At 39.9% G+C, this 20,408-nt stretch carries 18 protein-coding genes; 8 read left to right on the top strand and 10 right to left on the bottom strand.

The genetic code is table 11. The features are described from left to right. The first annotated feature begins 73 nt into the window (after window positions 1-73). The 4 genes from DK924_RS14950 (at window position 74) to yegD (ending at window position 3,424) form a co-directional block, all read left to right on the top strand. Window positions 74-373 (top strand): hypothetical protein, encoded by a 300-nt coding sequence (locus DK924_RS14950; protein ID WP_008109576.1) that lies wholly within the window; start codon window positions 74-76, stop codon window positions 371-373. Between the two features lie 73 nt (window positions 374-446). After that, the gene (locus DK924_RS14945; RefSeq protein WP_109875560.1) at window positions 447-1,103 is read left to right on the top strand and encodes an HAD family phosphatase; all 657 of its coding nucleotides are present in this window, start codon (window positions 447-449) and stop codon (window positions 1,101-1,103) included. A gap of 34 nt (window positions 1,104-1,137) precedes the next feature. Then, window positions 1,138-1,980, top strand: coding sequence for a DNA ligase (locus tag DK924_RS14940; protein ID WP_109875559.1), 843 nt, complete (start codon window positions 1,138-1,140; stop codon window positions 1,978-1,980). 79 nt (window positions 1,981-2,059) lie between these two features. Beyond that, a complete protein-coding gene (yegD, locus tag DK924_RS14935) occupies window positions 2,060-3,424 on the top strand; it encodes a molecular chaperone (RefSeq protein ID WP_109875558.1) in 1,365 nt (454 codons plus the stop codon). 4 nt (window positions 3,425-3,428) lie between these two features. Here yegD and DK924_RS14930 read toward each other — a convergent pair whose 3' ends face one another. The 4 genes from DK924_RS14930 to DK924_RS14915 form a co-directional block, all read right to left on the bottom strand. Next, the gene (locus DK924_RS14930; protein ID WP_008464686.1) at window positions 3,429-3,893 is read right to left on the bottom strand and encodes a methylglyoxal synthase; all 465 of its coding nucleotides are present in this window, start codon (window positions 3,891-3,893) and stop codon (window positions 3,429-3,431) included. 15 nt (window positions 3,894-3,908) lie between these two features. Continuing rightward, window positions 3,909-4,541, bottom strand: coding sequence for a LysE family translocator (locus tag DK924_RS14925; RefSeq protein ID WP_010391250.1), 633 nt, complete (start codon window positions 4,539-4,541; stop codon window positions 3,909-3,911). Window positions 4,542-4,686: 145 nt separating this feature from the next. Then, window positions 4,687-6,528, bottom strand: coding sequence for a S8 family serine peptidase (locus DK924_RS14920; protein WP_109875557.1), 1,842 nt, complete (start codon window positions 6,526-6,528; stop codon window positions 4,687-4,689). A gap of 226 nt (window positions 6,529-6,754) precedes the next feature. Next, complete coding sequence (locus DK924_RS14915) at window positions 6,755-7,930, bottom strand: multidrug effflux MFS transporter (RefSeq protein ID WP_010391252.1); 1,176 nt, start codon at window positions 7,928-7,930, stop codon at window positions 6,755-6,757. Between the two features lie 184 nt (window positions 7,931-8,114). Here DK924_RS14915 and DK924_RS14910 point away from each other — a divergent pair, with 184 nt between their 5' ends. Beyond that, window positions 8,115-8,588, top strand: a complete 474-nt coding sequence (locus DK924_RS14910) for a hotdog fold domain-containing protein (protein WP_008109556.1) — start codon at window positions 8,115-8,117, stop codon at window positions 8,586-8,588. An 83-nt stretch (window positions 8,589-8,671) separates the two neighbouring features. Here the strand turns inward: DK924_RS14910 and DK924_RS14905 are convergent, their stop codons facing one another. From DK924_RS14905 to DK924_RS14885, 5 genes are all read right to left on the bottom strand, one after another. After that, on the bottom strand, window positions 8,672-9,154 hold the full coding sequence (locus DK924_RS14905) for a polymer-forming cytoskeletal protein (RefSeq protein ID WP_008109555.1): 483 nt from the start codon (window positions 9,152-9,154) through the stop codon (window positions 8,672-8,674). Then, window positions 9,144-10,298: a M23 family metallopeptidase gene (locus DK924_RS14900; protein ID WP_055011704.1), complete on the bottom strand. Its 1,155-nt coding sequence runs from the start codon at window positions 10,296-10,298 to the stop codon at window positions 9,144-9,146. Before DK924_RS14900 ends, DK924_RS14905 begins: the two co-directional genes overlap by 11 nt. 143 nt (window positions 10,299-10,441) lie before the next feature. Further along, window positions 10,442-11,755 (bottom strand): fumarylacetoacetase, encoded by a 1,314-nt coding sequence (gene fahA / locus DK924_RS14895; RefSeq protein ID WP_109875556.1) that lies wholly within the window; start codon window positions 11,753-11,755, stop codon window positions 10,442-10,444. Window positions 11,756-11,966: 211 nt separating this feature from the next. After that, the gene (gene hppD, locus DK924_RS14890; RefSeq protein WP_008109551.1) at window positions 11,967-13,013 is read right to left on the bottom strand and encodes a 4-hydroxyphenylpyruvate dioxygenase; all 1,047 of its coding nucleotides are present in this window, start codon (window positions 13,011-13,013) and stop codon (window positions 11,967-11,969) included. Window positions 13,014-13,524: 511 nt separating this feature from the next. Then, window positions 13,525-15,024, bottom strand: a complete 1,500-nt coding sequence (locus DK924_RS14885) for a peptide MFS transporter (RefSeq protein ID WP_109875555.1) — start codon at window positions 15,022-15,024, stop codon at window positions 13,525-13,527. A gap of 743 nt (window positions 15,025-15,767) precedes the next feature. Here DK924_RS14885 and tyrR point away from each other — a divergent pair. Continuing rightward, the gene (gene tyrR, locus DK924_RS14880) at window positions 15,768-17,324 is read left to right on the top strand and encodes a transcriptional regulator TyrR (RefSeq protein ID WP_008109548.1); all 1,557 of its coding nucleotides are present in this window, start codon (window positions 15,768-15,770) and stop codon (window positions 17,322-17,324) included. A gap of 112 nt (window positions 17,325-17,436) precedes the next feature. Continuing rightward, window positions 17,437-17,973 (top strand): thioesterase family protein, encoded by a 537-nt coding sequence (locus DK924_RS14875; protein WP_008109547.1) that lies wholly within the window; start codon window positions 17,437-17,439, stop codon window positions 17,971-17,973. Between the two features lie 53 nt (window positions 17,974-18,026). Here the strand turns inward: DK924_RS14875 and DK924_RS14870 are convergent, their stop codons facing one another. Next, the gene (locus DK924_RS14870; protein ID WP_010391257.1) at window positions 18,027-18,680 is read right to left on the bottom strand and encodes an OmpW family protein; all 654 of its coding nucleotides are present in this window, start codon (window positions 18,678-18,680) and stop codon (window positions 18,027-18,029) included. A gap of 273 nt (window positions 18,681-18,953) precedes the next feature. Between DK924_RS14870 and DK924_RS14865 the strand changes: the two genes are divergently transcribed. Further along, complete coding sequence (locus DK924_RS14865; protein WP_054202105.1) at window positions 18,954-20,372, top strand: MATE family efflux transporter; 1,419 nt, start codon at window positions 18,954-18,956, stop codon at window positions 20,370-20,372. The last annotated feature ends 36 nt before the right edge of the window (window positions 20,373-20,408 follow it).

The raw sequence follows: 20,408 nt of genomic DNA, 5'->3' as shown, positions 1-20,408 counted from the left end.
GCCTAGTGCAGGCTTTTTTATTTTTGTAGAGCTGCTAAAGTAGCGCCCATATGTTTATTAAAGAGAAAAAGTAATGGCTGGATTTTGGAATTACCGTGTAATTTATTGTGAAGCAACCAAAGATGAAGCGGCGCAATATCAAATACACGAAGTGGAATATAACTTAAACGGTAAAGTAACTAACTGGTCAGAGACTGGTGCCGCACCATTTGGAACCACATTAGATGCGTTAAAAGATGATGCTGAGCGCTTAAAAACCGCCTTCGAAAAGCCGATACTTAAAGTAATGCGCAAAGCCCGAGGTTATGAGTTAGTTGATGTAGATACCGGCGAAGACGCTTATGCTGAGCCGCCAGCAGGTTTGGCTGAGTAACACAAATTATTAAAAGGTGCCTAGGCACCTTTTTTATTACCCAAAGTTTAGGTTAAATAACCAGGAGAAAAGTATGTCAATTGAAGCGGTATTATTTGATATGGATGGCACTTTAGTTGACTCGGAAAGTGTGCACTATAACTGCTGGAGCCAATTACTTGCGCCTTTTGGTGTGTGTTATAAAGAAGATGATTTTTGTCGGCGCTTTTCGGGACGTCCCACTATTGACGCTGCAAAGGAAATAAAACAAGTTCATAACTTGTCTGTAAGTAGCCGCTATTTAGCGGATGAAAAATATCGTTTATTTAGTGAGTACGTTAAAACCAATTTACCGCCTTTAATGCCTTATGCTGAAAATGTTCTATTAGCGGCTAAAGAGCAAGGTTTAAAAATGGCGTTAGTAACAGGCAGCGCAAGGCATGAAGCAGAGCCAATACTAAAAGGATTAGGGTTTTATGATTTATTCGATACCGTGGTAACTAAAGATGATGTAATTAATCCAAAGCCTGCCGGTGATCCCTATCTATTAGCACTTAAAAGTATGCAGGTTGCTGCACAAAATGCGATTGCCGTTGAAGATACTCTCACCGGTGTAACCGCAGCGAATAATGCTGCTTTAGCTGTAGTCGCTATCGCTAATAAACATACACAGAAGCACGATTTTAGTAAAGCAACACAGCAAATGCAAAGCCTTGAAGAATTTTGGCAATGGCTTCAATCTCAACTATAGTTTAAGCCATATTAAAATTTGCAAGGATGCAGCAATGGTGATGATTAAAGCAACGCTGTTTACTTTTTTAATCCTTTTTAGTGCTAGCTTATTGGCGCAATTGCCTCCAGTGCAACTTGCTAATGTTTACGATGAAACTAAGCATGAGGATATTCGCCAATACTTGGTGAGTGAAAAGTTTGATGGAGTTAGAGCAATCTGGACGGGAAAGCAGTTTGTAACCCGTCAAGGCAACTCCATAAACCCGCCTGAGTGGTTTACCGCTCCTTTGCCAGATATTTGGTTAGATGGTGAGTTATGGACCAAACGAGGTCAATTTTCTGTACTCAGTGGTATTGTCAGAACAAAAATACCCAACGATTTGCAATGGCAAACCGTTACTTATCAGGTGTTTGATATGCCAGATACAAGCATGCCTTTTCACCGTCGTTATCAAAATTACTTGTCACTTATTACTAAGCTAAATAGTCCCCATATTAAAGCGGTTAAGCAATATCAATTTAGCGACAATCAGCAACTCAGTAATTATTTTAATCAGGTTACTAAACAAGGCGGCGAGGGCGTTATGCTTCATTTAGCAGAGGCTAAGCATACAACTGGTCGCTCTAGTGCATTGTTAAAACTCAAGCCTTATTTAGATGCCGAAGCGTTAGTGATTGAACATTTACCGGGTAAAGGTAAATACGCAGGAATGCTTGGCGCATTGAAAGTACAGACAAAACAAGGGCTGACATTTTCTATTGGTACGGGTTTTAGCGATAAAGAGCGAAAGTATCCGCCAGCTATAGGCGTAACAATTACTTATCGATACCACGGGTACACTAAAAATGGCTTGCCGCGTTTTGCCAGCTTCTTACGGGAAAGACCCGAAAAATAACGAGTGTAGGCCAATTCAGTATATATTTTTTAGCAATTATGCTAAATTGCGCGGCCTTTTTAGTGATGTTTGGTGATCTATGTTCGTTGGTTTTGATTATGGTAGTTCTAATTGTGCTATGGGTGTTTTAAACGAAGAGCGTGTTCAGCTCATTCCTTTAGAGCAAGGCAAACATTATCTTCCATCAACGTTATACACACATCATAGTGCCTTAGTCGTTGATTTTGTAGCGCAGCACTTGCAGGGCTCAGAGCATGAGCATGGCTATAAAACCGCGCGCCAACCATTATTTAATACGCTTGCGCGAATTAAATCAGACCTAGACCTACAAGCCGGCGACGAGACTCTATTCATCGGCCGAGAGGCGATTAGTGAATATGTGCAATTTCCTGAAGAAGGTTATTTTGTAAAATCCCCTAAATCATTTTTTGGCGCTACTGGTTTAAAGCAAGGACAAATTAATTTTTTTGAAGATATTGCCACTGCAATGATTTTAAAAATAAAACAACGTGCCGAATCATCGTTAGGGTATACGCTGAGCCAGACTGTTATTGGCCGCCCAGTGAATTTTCAAGCAGTTGGTGGTGAGCAGTCAAACCAACAAGCCGTGGGCATTTTAACACGTGCAGCAAACCGAGCAGGCTTTAAAGATGTGGAATTTTTATATGAACCACTTGCCGCCGGGATTGATTATGAAAGTGATTTAACGCAAGACCAAAAAGTGCTGGTAATAGATATTGGTGGTGGTACAAGTGACTGTTCATTTGTACAAATGGGGCCAAGTTTTAGGAATAAACAACAACGAGACGCAGACTTTTTAGCACATAGCGGAAAGCGAGTAGGCGGTAATGATTTAGATATTGCTCTGAGCTATCATGGTTTGATGCCGTTACTTGGTTTAGGGAGTACTTTTAAATCGGGTTTACCATTACCTAACCAGGCATTTTGGCAAGCATGTAAAATTAACGATGTGAATTTACAAAGTCAGTTTTATAGTGCTCAGCATTATCGTGAACTGAGTGCACAGCTACGCGATGTGAGTGCGCCCGATTTATATAAACGGCTCATCCATTTACAGCAAAATAAGCAAGGTCATCAATTAGTTCAACAAGCTGAAGCGGCAAAAATTGCACTAAGCTCGTCTGAAAACTTTAATTGTGATTTAACATTTTTAGATTCATCACTTGATAAAGATATTTCTATTAATGAATTAGCATTAGCCGTTGACGATAGTATTAGCCAAATAGTGACATTAGCAAAACAGGCCATTGCAGATGCAAACACCACCCCAGATGTAATTTATTTAACGGGTGGTAGCGCGCAATCACCACTGATCAAAGCGGCTTTAAAAACCCACTTAGGTGACATTAAAATGGTTAACGGTGATCACTTTGGCAGTGTCACCGCTGGTCTGACTAAATGGGCGAGTATGCTTTATAAATAAGCTGTTATAAAGAGATTTGTCGGGTTGCGAGGTACTTTTCGTAATCTGGCAAAGAACGCTCAAACTCGGTGTCCATAAGGGGAGAGCTTAGTAACATATCAGCGCTTACTTCATTACAAGCAACAGGAATGTTCCACACTGCGGCTAATCGAAGCAATGCTTTTACATCGGGGTCGTGCGGCTGAGATGCCAGAGGATCCCAAAAAAAGATTAACACATGAATTTCATGTTCCGCTATTTTAGCACCAAGCTGCTGATCACCCCCCATAGGTCCACTGAGTAATTGCACGACATTCAAACCGGTGGTTTTTTCTATTAAATGTCCGGTTGTACCAGTGCCGTATAGCTTATGTTTACTTAGCATTGGAGTGTGTTTTTCACACCATAATTTTAACGCGGCTTTTTTTCCATCATGTGCAACAAGGGCTATGTTTTTCTTAGCTGGAAGAGATTGTATTTTTTGGTCCATGCTGATTCTTATTAGTTAGAGTAATAAATTGATAGCCAAGGCAATAAATACAATGCCTGTGAACCTATCTATCCAAAGTTGGCTATTAGGGTGACTTTTAAAAAACTGGGCTATTTTATCGCCGAAATAAATATACGTGCAGTCGATAGGAAAAGCAAAGATTGGATACAGTAGCCCAAAAAACGCCAGCTGAAAAGTTGCAGATGACAAGCTAGGGTCTACAAATTGTGGGATAAAAGCAATAAAAAACAAAGCCACCTTAGGATTTAGTACTTCGGTCATCATAGCTTGAAACATCACGTTTTTGTTTTTACTGGTGGTAACATGAGGCTTATCTTCTTGCTCGCAAATGGGGGGCTTAAAGGTGTCTTTAAGCATCATAAACCCTAAGTAACATAAATAGGCTGCACCTGCATATTGTACGCTGGCATAGGCAGTTTCAGAAGCTTTTAAAATAGCGCTTAAACCGACAACCGCAAAAAATGTATGTACTACGCCACCTAACGCAAAGCCAAAAGCACTCTGCATACCTGCTTTTCGCCCATTTGCAAAAGTTTGCGCCATTAAAAACGCGTTTGATGGTCCAGGCGCAACGGCCATTAAAAAGCTAGCGAGTAAAAATGAGAGCAAAAAGTCGGGGTTGATCATTAAATAGTACAAAAAAGAAGTGGTAAATGATTTTATCAAGCAATGAGGAAAATAAAAAGCGGGCATATTGCCCGCTAAGTTGAGGATACTAAGTTCTTTTAAAACTAGTCGTTATGCTTTTAAACATAATGAAGTGCTAAATTTATTAAAAACTAACGGTGATATTATTTGAACACACCGTAGTGCTCAGCGCTTCACACACTTGATATGTATAGGTGCCGCCACCCTTAGTATTAATGCTGTCGGTGTAGGCATTATTATTTGCAGTGGTAATGACTTTGTTACCATTGCGGTAGATATCAACTTGGCTTGTTGCCGCGCCATTCCAACTTAAATCAACAAATTTAGTGCCTTTTGATTTGTAACCTGAAGCGCTAAGAGAGATAGCATCTACGCCTGGCTCTGGATCAACACCACCAGTATCGCCACCCGCACAGCCGTTTGCTGTAAGGTAAGCATCAGCGTCAGCCGCTTTTACAATACCGTAGCCAAAGTAATCATCACGACCAGCAGCCCCTTGATCTTGCGCAGTTGCCTTTAACGCATCGCGAATTTCTGTGCCTGTACAGTCACTATGATTAGACCATACTAGCGCAGCAATACCTGAAACCGCAGGAGTTGCCATTGACGTTCCACTCATAAAGCCATAATCAGTTGCGCCAATATTAATTGTCACGTTTGTACTAGCGACTAATGCACTACGATCTTCAAATGCAGCGCCTACAGCGGGAATTGTAGTATCGTTGGTATCACCTAGTGTTGCGTATAACATGCCAGCTTCATTGTTGATAATAACCGCACCTACACCGCCTGAGTTTTCACAGTTAGCGACTTTGTCATAAAATGAAATAACGCCGCGGTCAATCATACATACTTTACCAGCCGCCGCTGGATCAACTGTTTCGCCAGTTCCCATAAAGTAGGTACTCGCAGTGATTTGACCTGCATTTTCCATTGCTGATGAATTATATGCTGTACCATCAGCCGACATACTCGCTGCTGTTGCCATGCCCGCAGGGTAGGTCGATAGAGTATCAACACCACCAGCAGTTACTTCAACACAAATTGTTTCATCATTAGTTGCGCGTTTACCACGGCCAGATGAACAGCTTGGGAATTGTGAAAAGTCAGCAATTTGATTATCGGCATCATTAGCGCCGACCATCATCACCGATGAGTAGCCCGCAGGATAAGAACGTACGTTATTACCATCGTTACCCGCTGCAGCAACTACAAGGCCGCCAGCATTAGTAAAGTTAGCAAACGCATTTGACTCTGTACTGTTTGAGCCACCGCCCCCTAAGCTCATGCTAATAATATTTGCACCTGCTTGAGAACATAAATCAGCCGCTTGAGCTAAATCAGATGAGTAACCCCAACCCGCTTCGTTAAATACTTTAATAATGTGCATTGCCACACCCGGTGCCATACCCACAACACCGAGGTTATTATCTGCAGCACCAATCGTACCGGCGACATGCGTCCCGTGTGGACCGCCATTATCAAACCAATTTCCAGTACCGCTGTCGTTATCGCCAGTAATGTTACCCCAAACAAAATCAGGGTTTGAGCTATCTAAGCCTGAATCGATAACACATACTTTCATGCCTGCATTGGCATCAAAAGTAACTTGATCAACCTGTGATTGATAAACCGCATATGGCGTAATTTGTTGCTGCATGGCATCACCTACATCATCGTTAAATAATGACATAGGAACGCGCTTATGATCTTCTTCAATGAGTTTAATATGCGGGTTGTTAAGTAGGCCTTTTAAGCTACTTAAATCTTGTCCAGTAAACTTGGCTGCAATGAATCCATTGCCATCTACTTTAATGTCACCACCTAGTTTTTTAGTCAGCGCTTTAACAACACCTTTTTTATTATTATCAACTTGGATGATGAAGCGATCGTTCGCAGCTTGGGCAGCACCTGCTGAACAAATACCAGTAAGAACTAATGCTAAGGCGAGTTTATTCTTTTTCATATTATATTATCCTAGAATTAATTGGTTAACTAATTGTTAACTTTAGCAGACAGTAAAATAATATAAAGCAGAAAACAAGCTATTTTATCTACAAAAACAAAACTATTTAACTTTAAAATAGCCAATATTAAACAAAAAATATACATTTGTATTTGAATTAGGGGCGGCTAATCAGGTAATACCTGAATTAGCCAAAATTGAAGAGTAATAGAAAACGCTTTAGCGCCTAAGCATATTTAGTATAACGAAATAGTAAGTAAGAAAAGGGAATTAATAATAAAAAGTGTGTGCCTATAAGCTCGGGTGTAGATAAGTTTAAATATTGAGTAATAAACACCAATAAACTTGCCCCACTCATTTGCATCGCTCCTAAAAGAGCTGAGGCGGTGCCAGCTTGCTTAGGGAACAGACTTAAAGCTCGTCCAGCGGCAGAGCCAAGTGTTAAAGCAAAACCAAAGGCAGCAATAAACATAGGGATCATTAATGCTAATGGGGTTTTATATTGGCTTAATACTAGCATCAGTAAGCCTGCACTCACTAACAACACAAGACCTGCTTTTAGTGCTCTTTTTGGTTGGCGTTTAATGTAAATAGGCATGATAAAGCTAGCAAGAATACTAAGCACTGCATTAAGCGAGAACCAAAAGGTAAAGTCGGCTACGCTGCCCCCTAATTCAGTAATAAGCCAACCAGGAGCCAATGTTACAAATACTAATATAGCCGACATAGTGACCATACATAGCAAGCTATTAAATAAAAATAACGGAGTTGAAATAATAGGAATAAAGCGCCTTAGATCTAAGATATGCCCCTGGTAATGGCTGTCTACTGGGCGTGTTTCTCTAAACAATAATAAGGTGACAATAAATCCTAATAATGCAAAACCAGTTAGAAATAGAAAGTTCATTTGCCAACCAAACTGCACGGTTAACCACGCACCTAAAATGGGTGCTAACGCTGGAATAAAGCACACGATCCCGTTTAGGTAGGTAATTATTTGGCCACTGCGTTCACTACCAAACTTATCTCTTACTATTGCAAAAGCAACAACAAAGGTGGCGCATGCGCCTAACCCTTGAATTGCACGAGCAAACATCAGTATTAAAAAGCTAGGAGCATAGTATGCACCTAATGCCGCCAGTCCATATAAAGTTACACCGGTTAAGGCTACCGGCTTACGTCCAAAACGATCAGCAAGAGGGCCTGCAATTAATTGCCCCAAACCAACAGTAAGCATAAAAATAGCCACCGTTTGTTGTACTTGTTTTTCGCTCACTGAAAATTGCTCTGCAATAGTAGGAAAGGCAGGTAAATAAATATCAATGCCCATAGGACAAAAAATGACGAGTAACGCTAAGATCAGTAATAAAATTAAGTTTGGTTTAGCGGGCTGTGTTTGCATCAGGTCTCCTTTTGTCGGTATTTTAAGTGGCGACTGATGAAAAAGAAAGGGCTTATGACCGATGCATCAGACATGTTACCTACTTTTAACTTTATTATGATTATTTTTGTTTAAGTATCACACTTCTTTAAACTGATCCGATGTGTTAATTTGCTTTTTAAGCAAAGACAATGGAAAAACAATAATGAGTAATGAGTCTGCATTAATAAAAACGTGGCATAAATTTAAAAAGCTGCCGTTTGGTAACTGGCTGTTTAGTAAAGCCGTATGTTTTAAAGCGCCTTACTTTGGCTCTATGAAACCTACTATTTTAGATTTAAAAGCAGGTCACTGTAGTGCTGTGGTTAAAAACACACGCCGTGTACACAATCACATTGGCACTATTCACGCTATCGCACAATGTAATTTGGCTGAGCTGTGTGCGGGGGTGATGGTTGATGCAACAGTACCTTATAAAACCCACCGTTGGATCCCTAAGGGAATGACAGTACAGTACCTGGCTAAGGTAGACACTGATGTTACCGCTATCGCTGAAATTGACTTGCCTCATCAATGGATTGATAAAGAAGATTTAGTCGTACCGGTAAAGCTTTACAATACGCGTAACGAACTGGTTTTTACCGCAGACATAACCATGTATATAACACAGAAAAAGTAAGTGTATAAGCCGCTAACGGGATTTTAAAGAGGTGATTAATGGTTTAGCCAACAGGCAGGCTAAACCATTATAAACTAATGTAGCTAGCTTTTAGCTGCAGGCTGCTTATTAACAAACGAAAGCCCGCTGTCTTCATTATCAACAATGGCTTTTACGTCGTGAGCTGGTTTTGGCTTATCTTTAGCATGCTCAATCACTTCTTTTTCAAAGCGCTGCTTTAAACTGCCTTCAATAATAGCACCTGCTTCTATGCTCAGGGTGTCATGAAATATATCGCCAAGTACATGAGCATTATTTTCGATCTTTACTTCACTTGCATTTAAAGAGCCGATGATTTTACCCTTAACAACGACACTGCTTGCCTCAACAACGCCTTCAACAACACCTGAGGTGCCAATCACTAAATGTTCGGCCTTAATGTCACCATCAATACGTCCGTCGAGTTGTACTTCACCTTGGCTTACCAAAGAGCCCGTTATACGCACATCATTAGAAATGATTGAGGGAGTGTGACTCACTCTCTTAATAGATGAGTCTGTTTTTGCTTGTTTATTTTTACCAAACACGAGAAAGCGCCTTTGTTATTTTTAGTGGATTGACATGCTTGTCGTCTATTAATACTTCATAGTGTAAATGAGTACTTGTACTTCTTCCGGTACTGCCCATTAAGCCAATGACATCGTGCTTTGTGACTAATTGACCTTTTTTAACATTAATTTTGTTTAAGTGACCAAAGCGCGTTACAACACCGTTTTTATGCTCTAACTCTATAAAGTTACCATAACCGCCATTACGGCCAGCTCGACGAACCGTGCCATCGGCAGGGGCAAAAATTTCTGTTTTATGCCACCCAGCTAAATCAATGCCTTTATGAAAAGCGCGCCTTTTATTCATTGGGTCTTTTCTAAGTCCAAAATTACTGGAAATATAATATTTTGCAGCAGGTAAGGGCAGGGTACTTGGCAACTCAGTTAAAAAGCTCTCTAGCTGGTTTAACAATAACAACTTATCTGCAATGACTAGAAAGTTACTAGGAATTTTACTTTCATCGAGTATATCTAGCGGGCCACCTTGCGCCGTTGTTTGCGTGCTTAACGCGAGATGTTGTGCCAGTGCATTTTCAAGACCCGTGCCTTTGAGTATTTCTATAATCGCATCATGGCGCTGATTAATCTGCGCAGCCAATAACGTGAAATTAGTATCGTACTGCTGATTTAGCATGATGTAGCGCTGCTCAAAACTGGTTTGTGCATGCTTATTTTGTGTTTTATCTTCTTCGAGCGGCTCATGAAATTCGCTTTCGTTCTCATTAATAGGAGAAGATTCAAGCTCACCCTCTAATTTTATTACATCTTTGCTGATAGAAGCTGGGAGTGATTCAATCATACCTTGAAGTAAAGCTTGTTTTTGTTCAAGTTCAGCTAACTGCTCTTGCTGCAATGCGTAGCGTTGTTGCTGTTGCTTTACTTTTTGTTGCCATTGTACTTGCTTATCAAGCTGAGTTTGCTCGATATGAGAAATTTGGTGTGTTTGCATATAAACACGGATACTCGAAACACTGATCCATGCAATAGCAATGAAAATAATAGCAAGCACAGAAACCTGTAACCAAGGCGCCAAAACAACATGCTTTACTTCACCATTTTGGCGAATGAGCAGCTGACGAGCTGGGAAATGTTTATTAAAAAAAGACTTTATAAATACAGGCATGTCACATAAATACTGGCTATTAACGGATTCAAGATAGCAATTTGAACTAAAAAAGCCAGAAAAAAATTGTAACTTCGGCTTAATTAATAAAAAAGGGCTGCTTATTCAACAACCCTTTTTTACTAGTTTATTGATTTTATATATTATTTTGCTGGTAGTACGGTGCTCTCTACAAAGCCAAAGCCAATACGTGCAAAGCCTTCTTTTTCACACCAGCCACGCATTATAACGTTGTCGCCATCTTCCAAGAAGCTACGCTGCTCGCCGTTGCTTAAAGTAATCTTTTCTTTACCACCACGAGAAAGCTCAAGTAATGAACCCGCTTCTTCGTGAGTAGGCCCTGATTGCGTGCCAGAGCCCAGCATGTCGCCTGGCATAAAGTTACACCCGTTTACGGTATGGTGAGTTACCATTTGCGCTACAGTCCAGTATGAGTGCTTAAAGCTAGACTTAGACACTTGAGTTGGGTTGTAGCCTTCATCACGCATTTTTTGTGTTTGAATTTTAACATCCATTTGAATATCAAATGCACCTTGATCACGGTTAGCCGTTGATTCTAAGTACTCGAGTGGCTGCGGATCATTTTCATCACGCGTCCAGCTTGTTCTGTATGGTGCAAGTGCTTCGGTAGTAACAATCCATGGAGACACGGTTGATGCGAAATTTTTCGCTAAGAATGGACCAAGCGGTTGGTATTCCCATGCTTGTAAATCACGTGCTGACCAATCGTTGAAAACACAAAAGCCGAATACATGCTTTTCAGCATTTTCAATTGCAATAGCATCGCCCAGATCATTACCTTTACCTAGGTAAATACCTAGTTCCAGCTCATAATCAAGGCGCTTACATGGACCAAATGAAGGAACTTCTGCATCTGGCGCTTTAGTTTGTCCTTTAGGGCGATGAAACTGCTGACCAGACACGCCAATAGACGATGAGCGACCATGATAACCAATCGGCACCCATTTGTAGTTTGGTAGTAATGGGTTATCGGGACGGAATAAACTTCCTACGGCAGTCGCATGATAAATTGATGTGTAAAAGTCAGTGTAATCGCCAATGCGACAAGGTAGAGCAAATTCAATTTCGCTTTGAGGTATAAGCGCTTGTGCTAGTTGCTCTTGATGAGCAGAGCCTTCACGTAATGCTTTAGACAGTGCTAAACGAAGCGCTGACCAATATTGCTCACCTAATCCCATAAACTCGTTCAAAGTCGGGTTACTTGCAGATGCAACGGCTATTTGGGCGTCACCTGAAAAAATACCGAGTTCATTTACTTTTGCTAAATCAATAACCTGATCGCCAATGGCAACAGCACCACGAAAAGCTTCATTGCTATTTTTGCGACGTACTTCTGCAAAAGGTAGGTTTTGAATAGGGAAGTCACATTGTGCATCATTTGCTGATGCTACCCAGCTAGTTAAATTTATATCATGGGTTTCGTTAATTAAACTCATTACATTTCCTTTGGTTTAGTTGGTCGCGCTTATCAGTATAAATATCAATTTATTAAATAAGAATATAGCACCCGTTAATTTCATCTATTACCTAGCTATATGGTGATGAAAAGCGCGATTTAAACACACAGAGAGATAGTTTTACCTCTCAATTACGATTAAACGACAAAAAGCAGCGAAATACGCTGCTTTTTAAAGTTACTTTATTTGCTTATAAAACGCCGCGGCGTTCTTGATCTCGCTCGATTGATTCGAATAGCGCTTGGAAGTTACCTTCACCAAAGCCGCCATCATCAACTCGTTGAATCATTTCAATGAAGATAGGACCAAATAAGTTTTTAGAGAAAATTTGCAGTAAGTAGCAATCTTCGCTTTGGCTATCAACAAGGATTTGATGTTCACGGATTTTCTCTTTGTCTTCTTTAACCCATGGAACACGGTCAAAAATAGTATCGTAGTACTCTGGAATAATATCTAAAGTAGCGATAGTCGATTTATCAAGCTTATCTAATGAGCTTACTAAGTCGTCAGTTAAGAACGCCAAATGTTGCACACCTGGGCCATTGTATTCACCTAGGTATTCATCAATTTGGTTATTATCGTTACCTTTACCTTCATTGATTGGAATAGAGAAGGTGCCACATGGTGATTTTAATGCATATGAAAGCAGGGCTGTTTTTTGGCCTTTAATATCAAAGTAACGTACTTCGGTAAAACCAAACACGTCTTTGTAAAAGTTAGCCCATGTTTCCATAGTACCTTTATATACGTTGTTGGTTAAGTGATCGATACGTAAGAAGCCTTTACTCTCTACTTTGTTTGGCTCGCTCAGATCTTCGAAATCATTATCGTAAATAGAGCCTTTATCTCCAAATTGTTCAATAAAGTAAATTAAGCTATCGCCAATGCCGTAAATAGCAGGGTATGGTAAGTCTTTATTAGCTGCATCAGTGGCAGGCTTAGCGCCACGCTTAACCGCAGCTTCAAACGCTGCTTGAGCGTTCTCTACACGCCAGCCCATAGAACAAATTGCTGGGCCGTGGTTTTTAGCAAACTCAGCTGAAAAGCCGTCGCGTTCATTATTTAGTAAAAAATGAATATCGTTTTGGTTGTAATAAACAATGTCTTTACCTTTAAATTTTTTTAATTTTGAAAAACCAAAATCGGTAAACACTTTGTCCATGTAATCGGCATCGGGTGTTGCGTATTCAGTAAACTCAATACCAACCAAACCTAAAGGATTATTTACTTCACTCATTATAATTACTCCCGCAATTAAGCACTGCGATTATTAGTTATCGTATTGCCTGCATGATTAACCAGATTACTGCTTTGGGGAAGAGGGTGTTGTTATTTAGTAAATAGCGCGTGTGTAAATTTTACGGGACGGTTAGCAAAGTATGATATTTATTTACATACGTGCCGAGGTAAGTAAAAATTAGCTAGCTCGGATAATGTACGTATTTTTTATTTATGTTATTGAATTTATTGTTTTTAAATTTAATTGCCCATCTGTTTTTTTAGTTTTTTCATACTAAAAAAAGAGTGGTTTTTGTATTCTATTGTTTACACTCAACCTGAGCGTAGCTGCTCACAACATTAACAAAGCAATAGATACTGAGGGTTTGATTCATTAACTCACTTACTGTGTAGTATTACGCTGTAACAATTAGGTTAGTTAGCCATAAAAATACCCCCTGCAGTTAGCTGCAGGGGGTATTTAATATCATTAGTCAAAGCGCATAATTACGCACTGTGATAAACCTAAATTATTGTGCTGGTGCGGTTTGTTCTAAACCTTGTTTTTCCCATACCTTAGCTTTGAAGCTCATCAGCACTAAGATGATACCTACACCGATACTAAATAATGCAATTTGTAAGTAAAGGTTAGGAATTTCTGCAACATTGTTAGGATCAAAGTTACCAGCAAGTAAGCCTGAAATTACGTTACCAATTGAGTATGTCAGTACAAATACACCCATCATTTGACCCGTATAGCGACGAGGAGATAATTTACTTACCGCACTCAATGCAACTGGGCTTAAACAAAGCTCACCCACTGTATGTAAGAAATACGTTGTAACCAGCCAGTAAGGAGCTACTTTTAAGCCTTCAGCTGCATAATGTGCTGCCATAAACATAACTAAAAAGCCTGAAGCCATAATAACTAAGCCCAACGCACATTTTACGCTATAAGTAGGCGAAACCATTTTCTTAGATAAATTAATCCAAAGAGCGGCAAAAAATGGTGATAGGGCAATAATAAATAGCGAGTTTAAAGATTGGAACCAAGTCGTTGGAATTTCAAATGTGCCAATAAGACGGTCTGTGTAGTCACGAGCAAATAGGTTTAATGAAGAACCCGCTTGTTCAAAACCAGACCAAAAACACGCAGAAGCGACACAGACTAAAAATAGCGCCCACATTCTTTGCTTTTCAGCGTCGGTTAGTTTGCCTTTGAAATAAACAACGCCAAAGTAAATGAAAAAGATAACAGTAAATACAACTGCTGTGTAACCTGCAACAATAGTCGGGTTAATAACTATAGCGCCTGTCATCGCAGCAGCAGTCACGCTGGCAACAACAATTACAAACGCAGCAATACCGCCCCAGGCGCGTGAAGCACCTTTAGGGCTTAATGGATTCGCAGGTAACGAGCTATGTTCTGGTAAGTTATTAAGTGTACGTTTGTATTGTATTAAACCAATAGCCATACCTACAGCAGCTGCACCAAATGCCCAGTGCCAACCTACGTTTTCCATAAAGTAACCACAAACGTAGTAACCAATTAAAGAACCTAAGTTAATACCCATGTAGTAAATAGCGTAACCACCGTCACGGCGTTCATCTTCGTCAGTATAAAGCTGACCAACCATGGCACTGATATTAGGTTTAAGTAAACCAGTACCCGTTGCGACAAAGATTAAACCAATGAAAAAAGAATATTCATGCGGAACGGCTAAAATAATGTGGCCACACATGATGATGATACCGCCGTACCATACTGCTTTTTGACCACCAAATAATCTATCTGCTAACCAGCCACCAGGTAAACCTAAAAAGTATACTGAACCTGTGTATAAGCCATAAATTGCAGCAGCAGAAGCAACGGTAAATCCTAAGCCTTCTTGTTGTAAACTTGCTGTCATAAATAATACGAGCATAGCTCGCATACCGTAGTAACTCATTCGTTCCCACATTTCTGTGAAAAACAGGGTTGAAAGTCCTTTAGGGTGACCAAACCAGCCACTGTCAGAATTTGAACTCATATTTACTTCCTAATTCATTATTGTTTTGATGACCTTGTGGTTTTTTATTTAGCTAAATTGTTACTTCTAAAAAGTATAATAAATGCTCGATCATCAGTGTTTTTATGCAGCTAAGGTAATGGTTTGCTAAACGCAGCTATACGTTTAGGTAAGAGTCACACCCTTATCCTAGTTACAATTGCGCTTAAGTATACATAGACCTTTGTACGAGGGGAAGCGTTGAGCGCGCTATCACACATCCGTTATGTAATTGTTAAATACCAACAGCTAAAGTTCTAGTTGTTGCACTAAACACCTAAACTTATCAAAAAAGATATTTAACAACACAAGTAACATTGTCTTTGCAAAGCTATCTTTTATCCGGTTTTAAGTTCTATTGAAAAAATATAAAACCGCTTTATTTACGGGGGGTTACAAGCACCAAGTTATTCAACAATCGTTAACCTTTACTACTTTATTTTAATAATCACCGTTTAGATTAAACATGAGCAAATATTAGCGGATGCACAGCAATGATTAGCCCATTGGAGAATATAATTTATACAAAGTTAGTTTGGCTATATTTACATGTAATGACCCCGACTTTTAGTGAGCAGCCAAGATTAAATATTTTAAGTGCTTGAAAAAGCGCTCTAGGAAGTAAAAAAACATTTTTCGTCCAAATTTCTTTACAATAAACTATGCTGATAATCATAGTTAGCGTATTATTCACGCCAATTAGTTTTTTCCTTACCTGAGGGTGTATGCGTTTAGATATTCACTGTGCAGACCGAGTTGGTATTGCTCAAGAGATTCTTAATATTTTAGTTAGCTACAATGTTGACTTGAAAGGAATTGAAGTCGACTCAGTTAATTGCCGTATGTATGTGAGTTTTCCTGAAATTGAATTTGAACAATTTCAAAAAATTATGCCTTCAATTCGATTGATCGATGGTGTACATGATGTACGTACCACCGCGTTTTTACCTTCTGAACGTGAGCACAATGAATTAAACACCTTATTAAGAGCACTGCCAGATGGTGTTATATCTATTGATGCTAAAGGCTGGGTGCGTTTGTGTAACGACGCGGCGTGTAAAGACTTACAGCTAACAGAAAAAGAAGTCATTGGCGCCAATATCAATAATTTACTTAAAGGTTTTAATTTTACCCGTTGGTTAGAAGGCAAAGAAGTACTTGGGCAAACTACCCGTGTAGAAGTGGCAGGTGAAGACTTTATTGCCGATATTTTACCTATTGCTGTACCACAAGGCAGTGAGGGGGATGTGTTAGCGGGTGCGGTAATTAATATAAAATCGCAAAGCCGCCTAGGTCAGCAAGTGAGTGCGTTTAGACGCTATGGCCAAGAAAGCTTTGCGACAATTCACAATTTTAGTACGGCGATGCGTCGTGTTGTACGCGAAGCGCGTAAAATGGCGCAACTTGAAGCCCCTATTCTTATCACCGGTGAAACCGGCACAGGTAAAGAGTTATTAGCGCGAGCTTGTCACTATGCATCTAACCGCTCAGTAAAGCCGTTTATCGCTTTATCGTGTGCCTCGTTACCAGATGATGTTGCCGAGTCAGAGCTTTTTGGTTACGCCGGATATGAAGAAAATGCAGCGCCTAAACGCGGTGTACTTGAACAAGCGGATGGTGGAACAGTATTTTTAGATGAAGTGGGTGAAATGTCGACTCAGCTCCAAACTAAATTACTGCGCTTTTTACAAGACGGTACGTTTCGAAAAGTAGGCGATGAAAACGAAGTTAAAGTAAATGTTCGCATAGTTGCTGCTACCCAAAAAGATTTACCTGCAATGGTGCAAGAAGGCGTATTTAGAGAAGACTTATACTATCGCATTAATGTACTAACGTTAGAAATTGCACCACTGAGAGATCGTAAAGCCGATGTTGGCCCACTTGCTGAGCACTTTATTCAAAAATATGCGCAGCAAAATGGCCATACTGTGCCTGAGCTATCTGAAGAGTGTTTAACGTTTTTACAAGATTACCCATGGCCAGGTAATGTGCGCCAATTAGAAAATGCTATTTACCGTGCGGTATCGTTGTTAGAAGACAGTGAACTGCGAGTTGAGCATTTACAACTGCCGACCTTTACCCATGATTTAGGCTATTTAGAGTCTGATTTTGAGGGCTCGCTTGATCAAGCGGTTAAGCGTTTTGAAGCTACCTTATTGCGTAAGCTTTATCCAGCTTATCCAAGTTCACGTCAGTTAGCTAAGCGCTTAGGGCTAAGTCATACAGCGGTAGCTAATAAACTACGTGATTACGGTATTAATCGTAAAACGGTTAAAGTTTAAAGATAGATATTAAAACAACTTTTCTTAGTGATTGTCCCCTTGGTGTAAAAATACCCTAGGGGATCAATTGCTATGATACACTCACAAAAAACAAACTGGTAAGACCTCTGCTGTGAATTTATATTTTAGACTGCTACTATTATTTTTCAAAATTAAACGTAATCGTGATTATCAATCATTGTTAGACACGGTTGATATAGACTACAAAGCACTGCCAAGTGACTGTGATATTAATTTGCACTTAACTAATTCACGCTATTTAGCAATGATGGATTTATCGCGCACATGGATGACCGAGCGAGTTGGTTTACTAAAGCAAATAATGAAGCGTCGTTGGTTTCCTATTGTTAATGCAACCGCCATTACTTATATCCGTGATATTAAGCCTATGCAGCGCTTTACCATTAGTACCCGTTTAGTCGGCTGGGATCATAAATACTTTTATATTGAACAAAAATTTCATTCAGAGCGTGGCTTACATGCAATTGCCTATGTACGTGGCGTATTTAAAAGTAAAAAAGGGGTGGTAAGCGTTGAGCATATGCTGGAGGTTGCTGGTTTTGAAGGCGTAGCACCTATTTTACCGGCAGAAATAATTCATTGGAAAGAAATGCTTGAGCAAAAAAAAGTAAATAACTTACCTCGTTAATTACACGCAAAAAAAAAGGCCTTACGGCCTTTTTAACACACACATAATCGTTATTAAAACGAGTATTTAAGACCAAACATAGCTACAACAGGGTCAAGTGACACGGTTGAAGTTAATGCTTTTGCGCCATTAGCATATACAGTCGCATCAGTATCTATATCCATGATAGATACCATAGCGTGTAGGCCCCATTTCTCATCAATCTTGTAGTTAGCACCTACTTGAGCAACAAAACCAAATGAATCATCTAGTTTTACTTCCACGTCGTCAGTATTTAAAGTTGCTTTAAGTGCTGCAGAAGGCTGCTCGTCAAAGAACGTCGTATAGTTAATACCTACACCAACAAATGGACGAAGTGCGTAGCTGCTGTCTAAAAAGTGGTATTGTGCAACCAGTGATGGTGGTAAATGTTTAATGTCGGCAATTTTATTACCAGCTAAACCGCCTGTACCTTCTACATCATGAGAGAATGGCGTTGCTGCAATAAGCTCTAACACCCATTGGTCGTTAAATGCATAATCTACAGTAATACCTAACTGAGTATTTGAATCACCTTTTAAACCAAGAGTAGGTGCTTCGTTAATCTTTGAGCCATCGTTATCAGGGTTAACATTAATTGCGCCAACATTAACGCTAAAGTTAGCGTGTGCTGCAGGAGAAAGAGCTAGTAAAGAAGTAAGTATTGCAATGCTTAGTTTAGTTTTCATGTTGTTCTCCGTGAACTACTGTGTGACTATTTGTTGATTGAGGCTATTATCGCTCGAGTTTAAAAATAAAAACCTGTTCTAGATCAAAGTTTCAAAAGCGTATAAGTAAAGAGCCTCTATTTATTGATTTAGATTAAACTTTTACTTACTTAGTGCTCAAAAATTATTGACTGATCACTTAAATACCGGCCGTAAACGAAGTATTCAGAATATAATCAGCTAGTTTTGTTAAACTAGGGCTATGTTCACGGTTTAATAAAAGTAAGCGGCCTCATGACTCCCTCTGGTCAACTATTTCTTCAAGGCTCTATTGCCAAAGCGCTATTAAAATTAGGCATTCCTATTGTCCTCATTAATATTTTGCAGTCTGCTTATCAGCTTACAGATGCTTTTTGGGTTGGCCGGTTAGGGGCTGCGCAAGTGGCTGCTGTATCTATTAGTATGCCTGTCACATTTTTAGTTATTGCGATAGGTTCAGGATTTGCTATGGCTGGGGCGATTTTATCAGCCCAATACATGGGGGCAGGACAACAAGATAAGGTTAACCATGTTGCCGCGCAAACGGTGTTAATGGTGACATTAGTTGCACTATTACTTGGGTTACTAGGCTATGCATTATCACCTTATTTTTTAACCTTACTGGGGGTTGAAGCGGCCGTATATAGTGATGCACTTAAGTTTATGCATGTATCTTTTATTGGCGTTATTTTTGTGTTTATTTATGCCATGTTTCAATCGCTGATGCGGGGTATAGGGCAAACGAAGGTGCCGTTAATTATAGTCAGCACAACCGTGTTACTTAATTTTATACTCGATCCGTTATTCATATTTGGCTATGGTCGTTTTGAGGGGCTTGGTGTGATGGGCGCTGCGCTAGCAACATTGGTTACACAGAGCTTAGCGGCGCTTGCGGGCATCATTATATTTTTACGTGGTCGACATGGTATTCAATTACAGCTTAAAAGCTTTTACCCCGACTGGCACTATATTAAGCGCGCTTTTTTCTTGGGAGCGCCTGGCTCTATTGAATTATCGACACGTGCATTTGGTTTGATCATCATGTCATTTCTAGTTGCCAGCTTTGGTACTACGACAATTGCTGCTTATGGTGTTGGCTCTAATATTTTGCAAATGGTAATGATCCCCGCTATGGGCTTATCAATGGCGGTATCAACCTTGGTTGGGCAAAATATGGGGGCTGGTAATATCAAGCGGGCTGAGCAGATCACTAAACTTGCTAGTGTGTGGGGCTTGTTAGGGCTCTCATGTGTTGGCGCCATTGCATATTTATATGCAGATTCATTAGTTGCATTTTTTATTCCTGACGATAATGACGTTATTACTAATGGGGCGCAGTTTATTCAAGTAATGTGCTTAAGTTGGGGTGGAATAGGGGTGCAACTTTGTATTGTTGCTGCTTTTCGTGCCTCAGGTAATATGCTCAATGCAATGGTTATCGCGTTATTATCACAATGTGTAGTGCAGTTCCCTGCCGCTTATATTCTTTCTAATCATACTGAGCTTGGCGATCAAGGCATTTGGTATTCTTTTGCAATTACTAACATAACCATCGCATTGATAGCATTTGCATGGTTTATGCGTGGCTCTTGGAAAAAAACCAAGTTAACTAAAGAAGATAAGCACATAGTGCAGGTTACACGAGAAACATTAATAGAAGAGGGCGCACGTTAGCTAGTAAATTCATAATGCGGTCATAAAAAGTCGTTG

It is taken from the genome of Pseudoalteromonas sp. meg-B1, assembly GCF_003173795.1.
In the GTDB taxonomy this organism is placed as follows: Bacteria; Pseudomonadota; Gammaproteobacteria; order Enterobacterales; family Alteromonadaceae; genus Pseudoalteromonas; species Pseudoalteromonas undina.
This window is presented reverse-complemented; position numbering and strand designations above follow the sequence as displayed.

Excerpts from the sequence above, each read along its gene's own strand:
- DK924_RS14950 (WP_008109576.1), top strand. The coding sequence starts at position 74 with ATGGCTGGATTTTGGAATTACCGTGTAATTTATTGTGAAGCAACCAAA.
- DK924_RS14945 (WP_109875560.1), top strand. The coding sequence starts at position 447 with ATGTCAATTGAAGCGGTATTATTTGATATGGATGGCACTTTAGTTGAC.
- DK924_RS14940 (WP_109875559.1), top strand. The coding sequence starts at position 1,138 with ATGGTGATGATTAAAGCAACGCTGTTTACTTTTTTAATCCTTTTTAGT.
- yegD (WP_109875558.1), top strand. The coding sequence starts at position 2,060 with ATGTTCGTTGGTTTTGATTATGGTAGTTCTAATTGTGCTATGGGTGTT.
- DK924_RS14930 (WP_008464686.1), bottom strand. The coding sequence starts at position 3,893 with ATGGACCAAAAAATACAATCTCTTCCAGCTAAGAAAAACATAGCCCTT.
- DK924_RS14925 (WP_010391250.1), bottom strand. The coding sequence starts at position 4,541 with ATGATCAACCCCGACTTTTTGCTCTCATTTTTACTCGCTAGCTTTTTA.
- DK924_RS14920 (WP_109875557.1), bottom strand. The coding sequence starts at position 6,528 with ATGAAAAAGAATAAACTCGCCTTAGCATTAGTTCTTACTGGTATTTGT.
- DK924_RS14915 (WP_010391252.1), bottom strand. The coding sequence starts at position 7,930 with ATGCAAACACAGCCCGCTAAACCAAACTTAATTTTATTACTGATCTTA.
- DK924_RS14910 (WP_008109556.1), top strand. The coding sequence starts at position 8,115 with ATGAGTAATGAGTCTGCATTAATAAAAACGTGGCATAAATTTAAAAAG.
- DK924_RS14900 (WP_055011704.1), bottom strand. The coding sequence starts at position 10,298 with ATGCCTGTATTTATAAAGTCTTTTTTTAATAAACATTTCCCAGCTCGT.
- fahA (WP_109875556.1), bottom strand. The coding sequence starts at position 11,755 with ATGAGTTTAATTAACGAAACCCATGATATAAATTTAACTAGCTGGGTA.
- hppD (WP_008109551.1), bottom strand. The coding sequence starts at position 13,013 with ATGAGTGAAGTAAATAATCCTTTAGGTTTGGTTGGTATTGAGTTTACT.
- DK924_RS14885 (WP_109875555.1), bottom strand. The coding sequence starts at position 15,024 with ATGAGTTCAAATTCTGACAGTGGCTGGTTTGGTCACCCTAAAGGACTT.
- tyrR (WP_008109548.1), top strand. The coding sequence starts at position 15,768 with ATGCGTTTAGATATTCACTGTGCAGACCGAGTTGGTATTGCTCAAGAG.
- DK924_RS14870 (WP_010391257.1), bottom strand. The coding sequence starts at position 18,680 with ATGAAAACTAAACTAAGCATTGCAATACTTACTTCTTTACTAGCTCTT.
- DK924_RS14865 (WP_054202105.1), top strand. The coding sequence starts at position 18,954 with ATGACTCCCTCTGGTCAACTATTTCTTCAAGGCTCTATTGCCAAAGCG.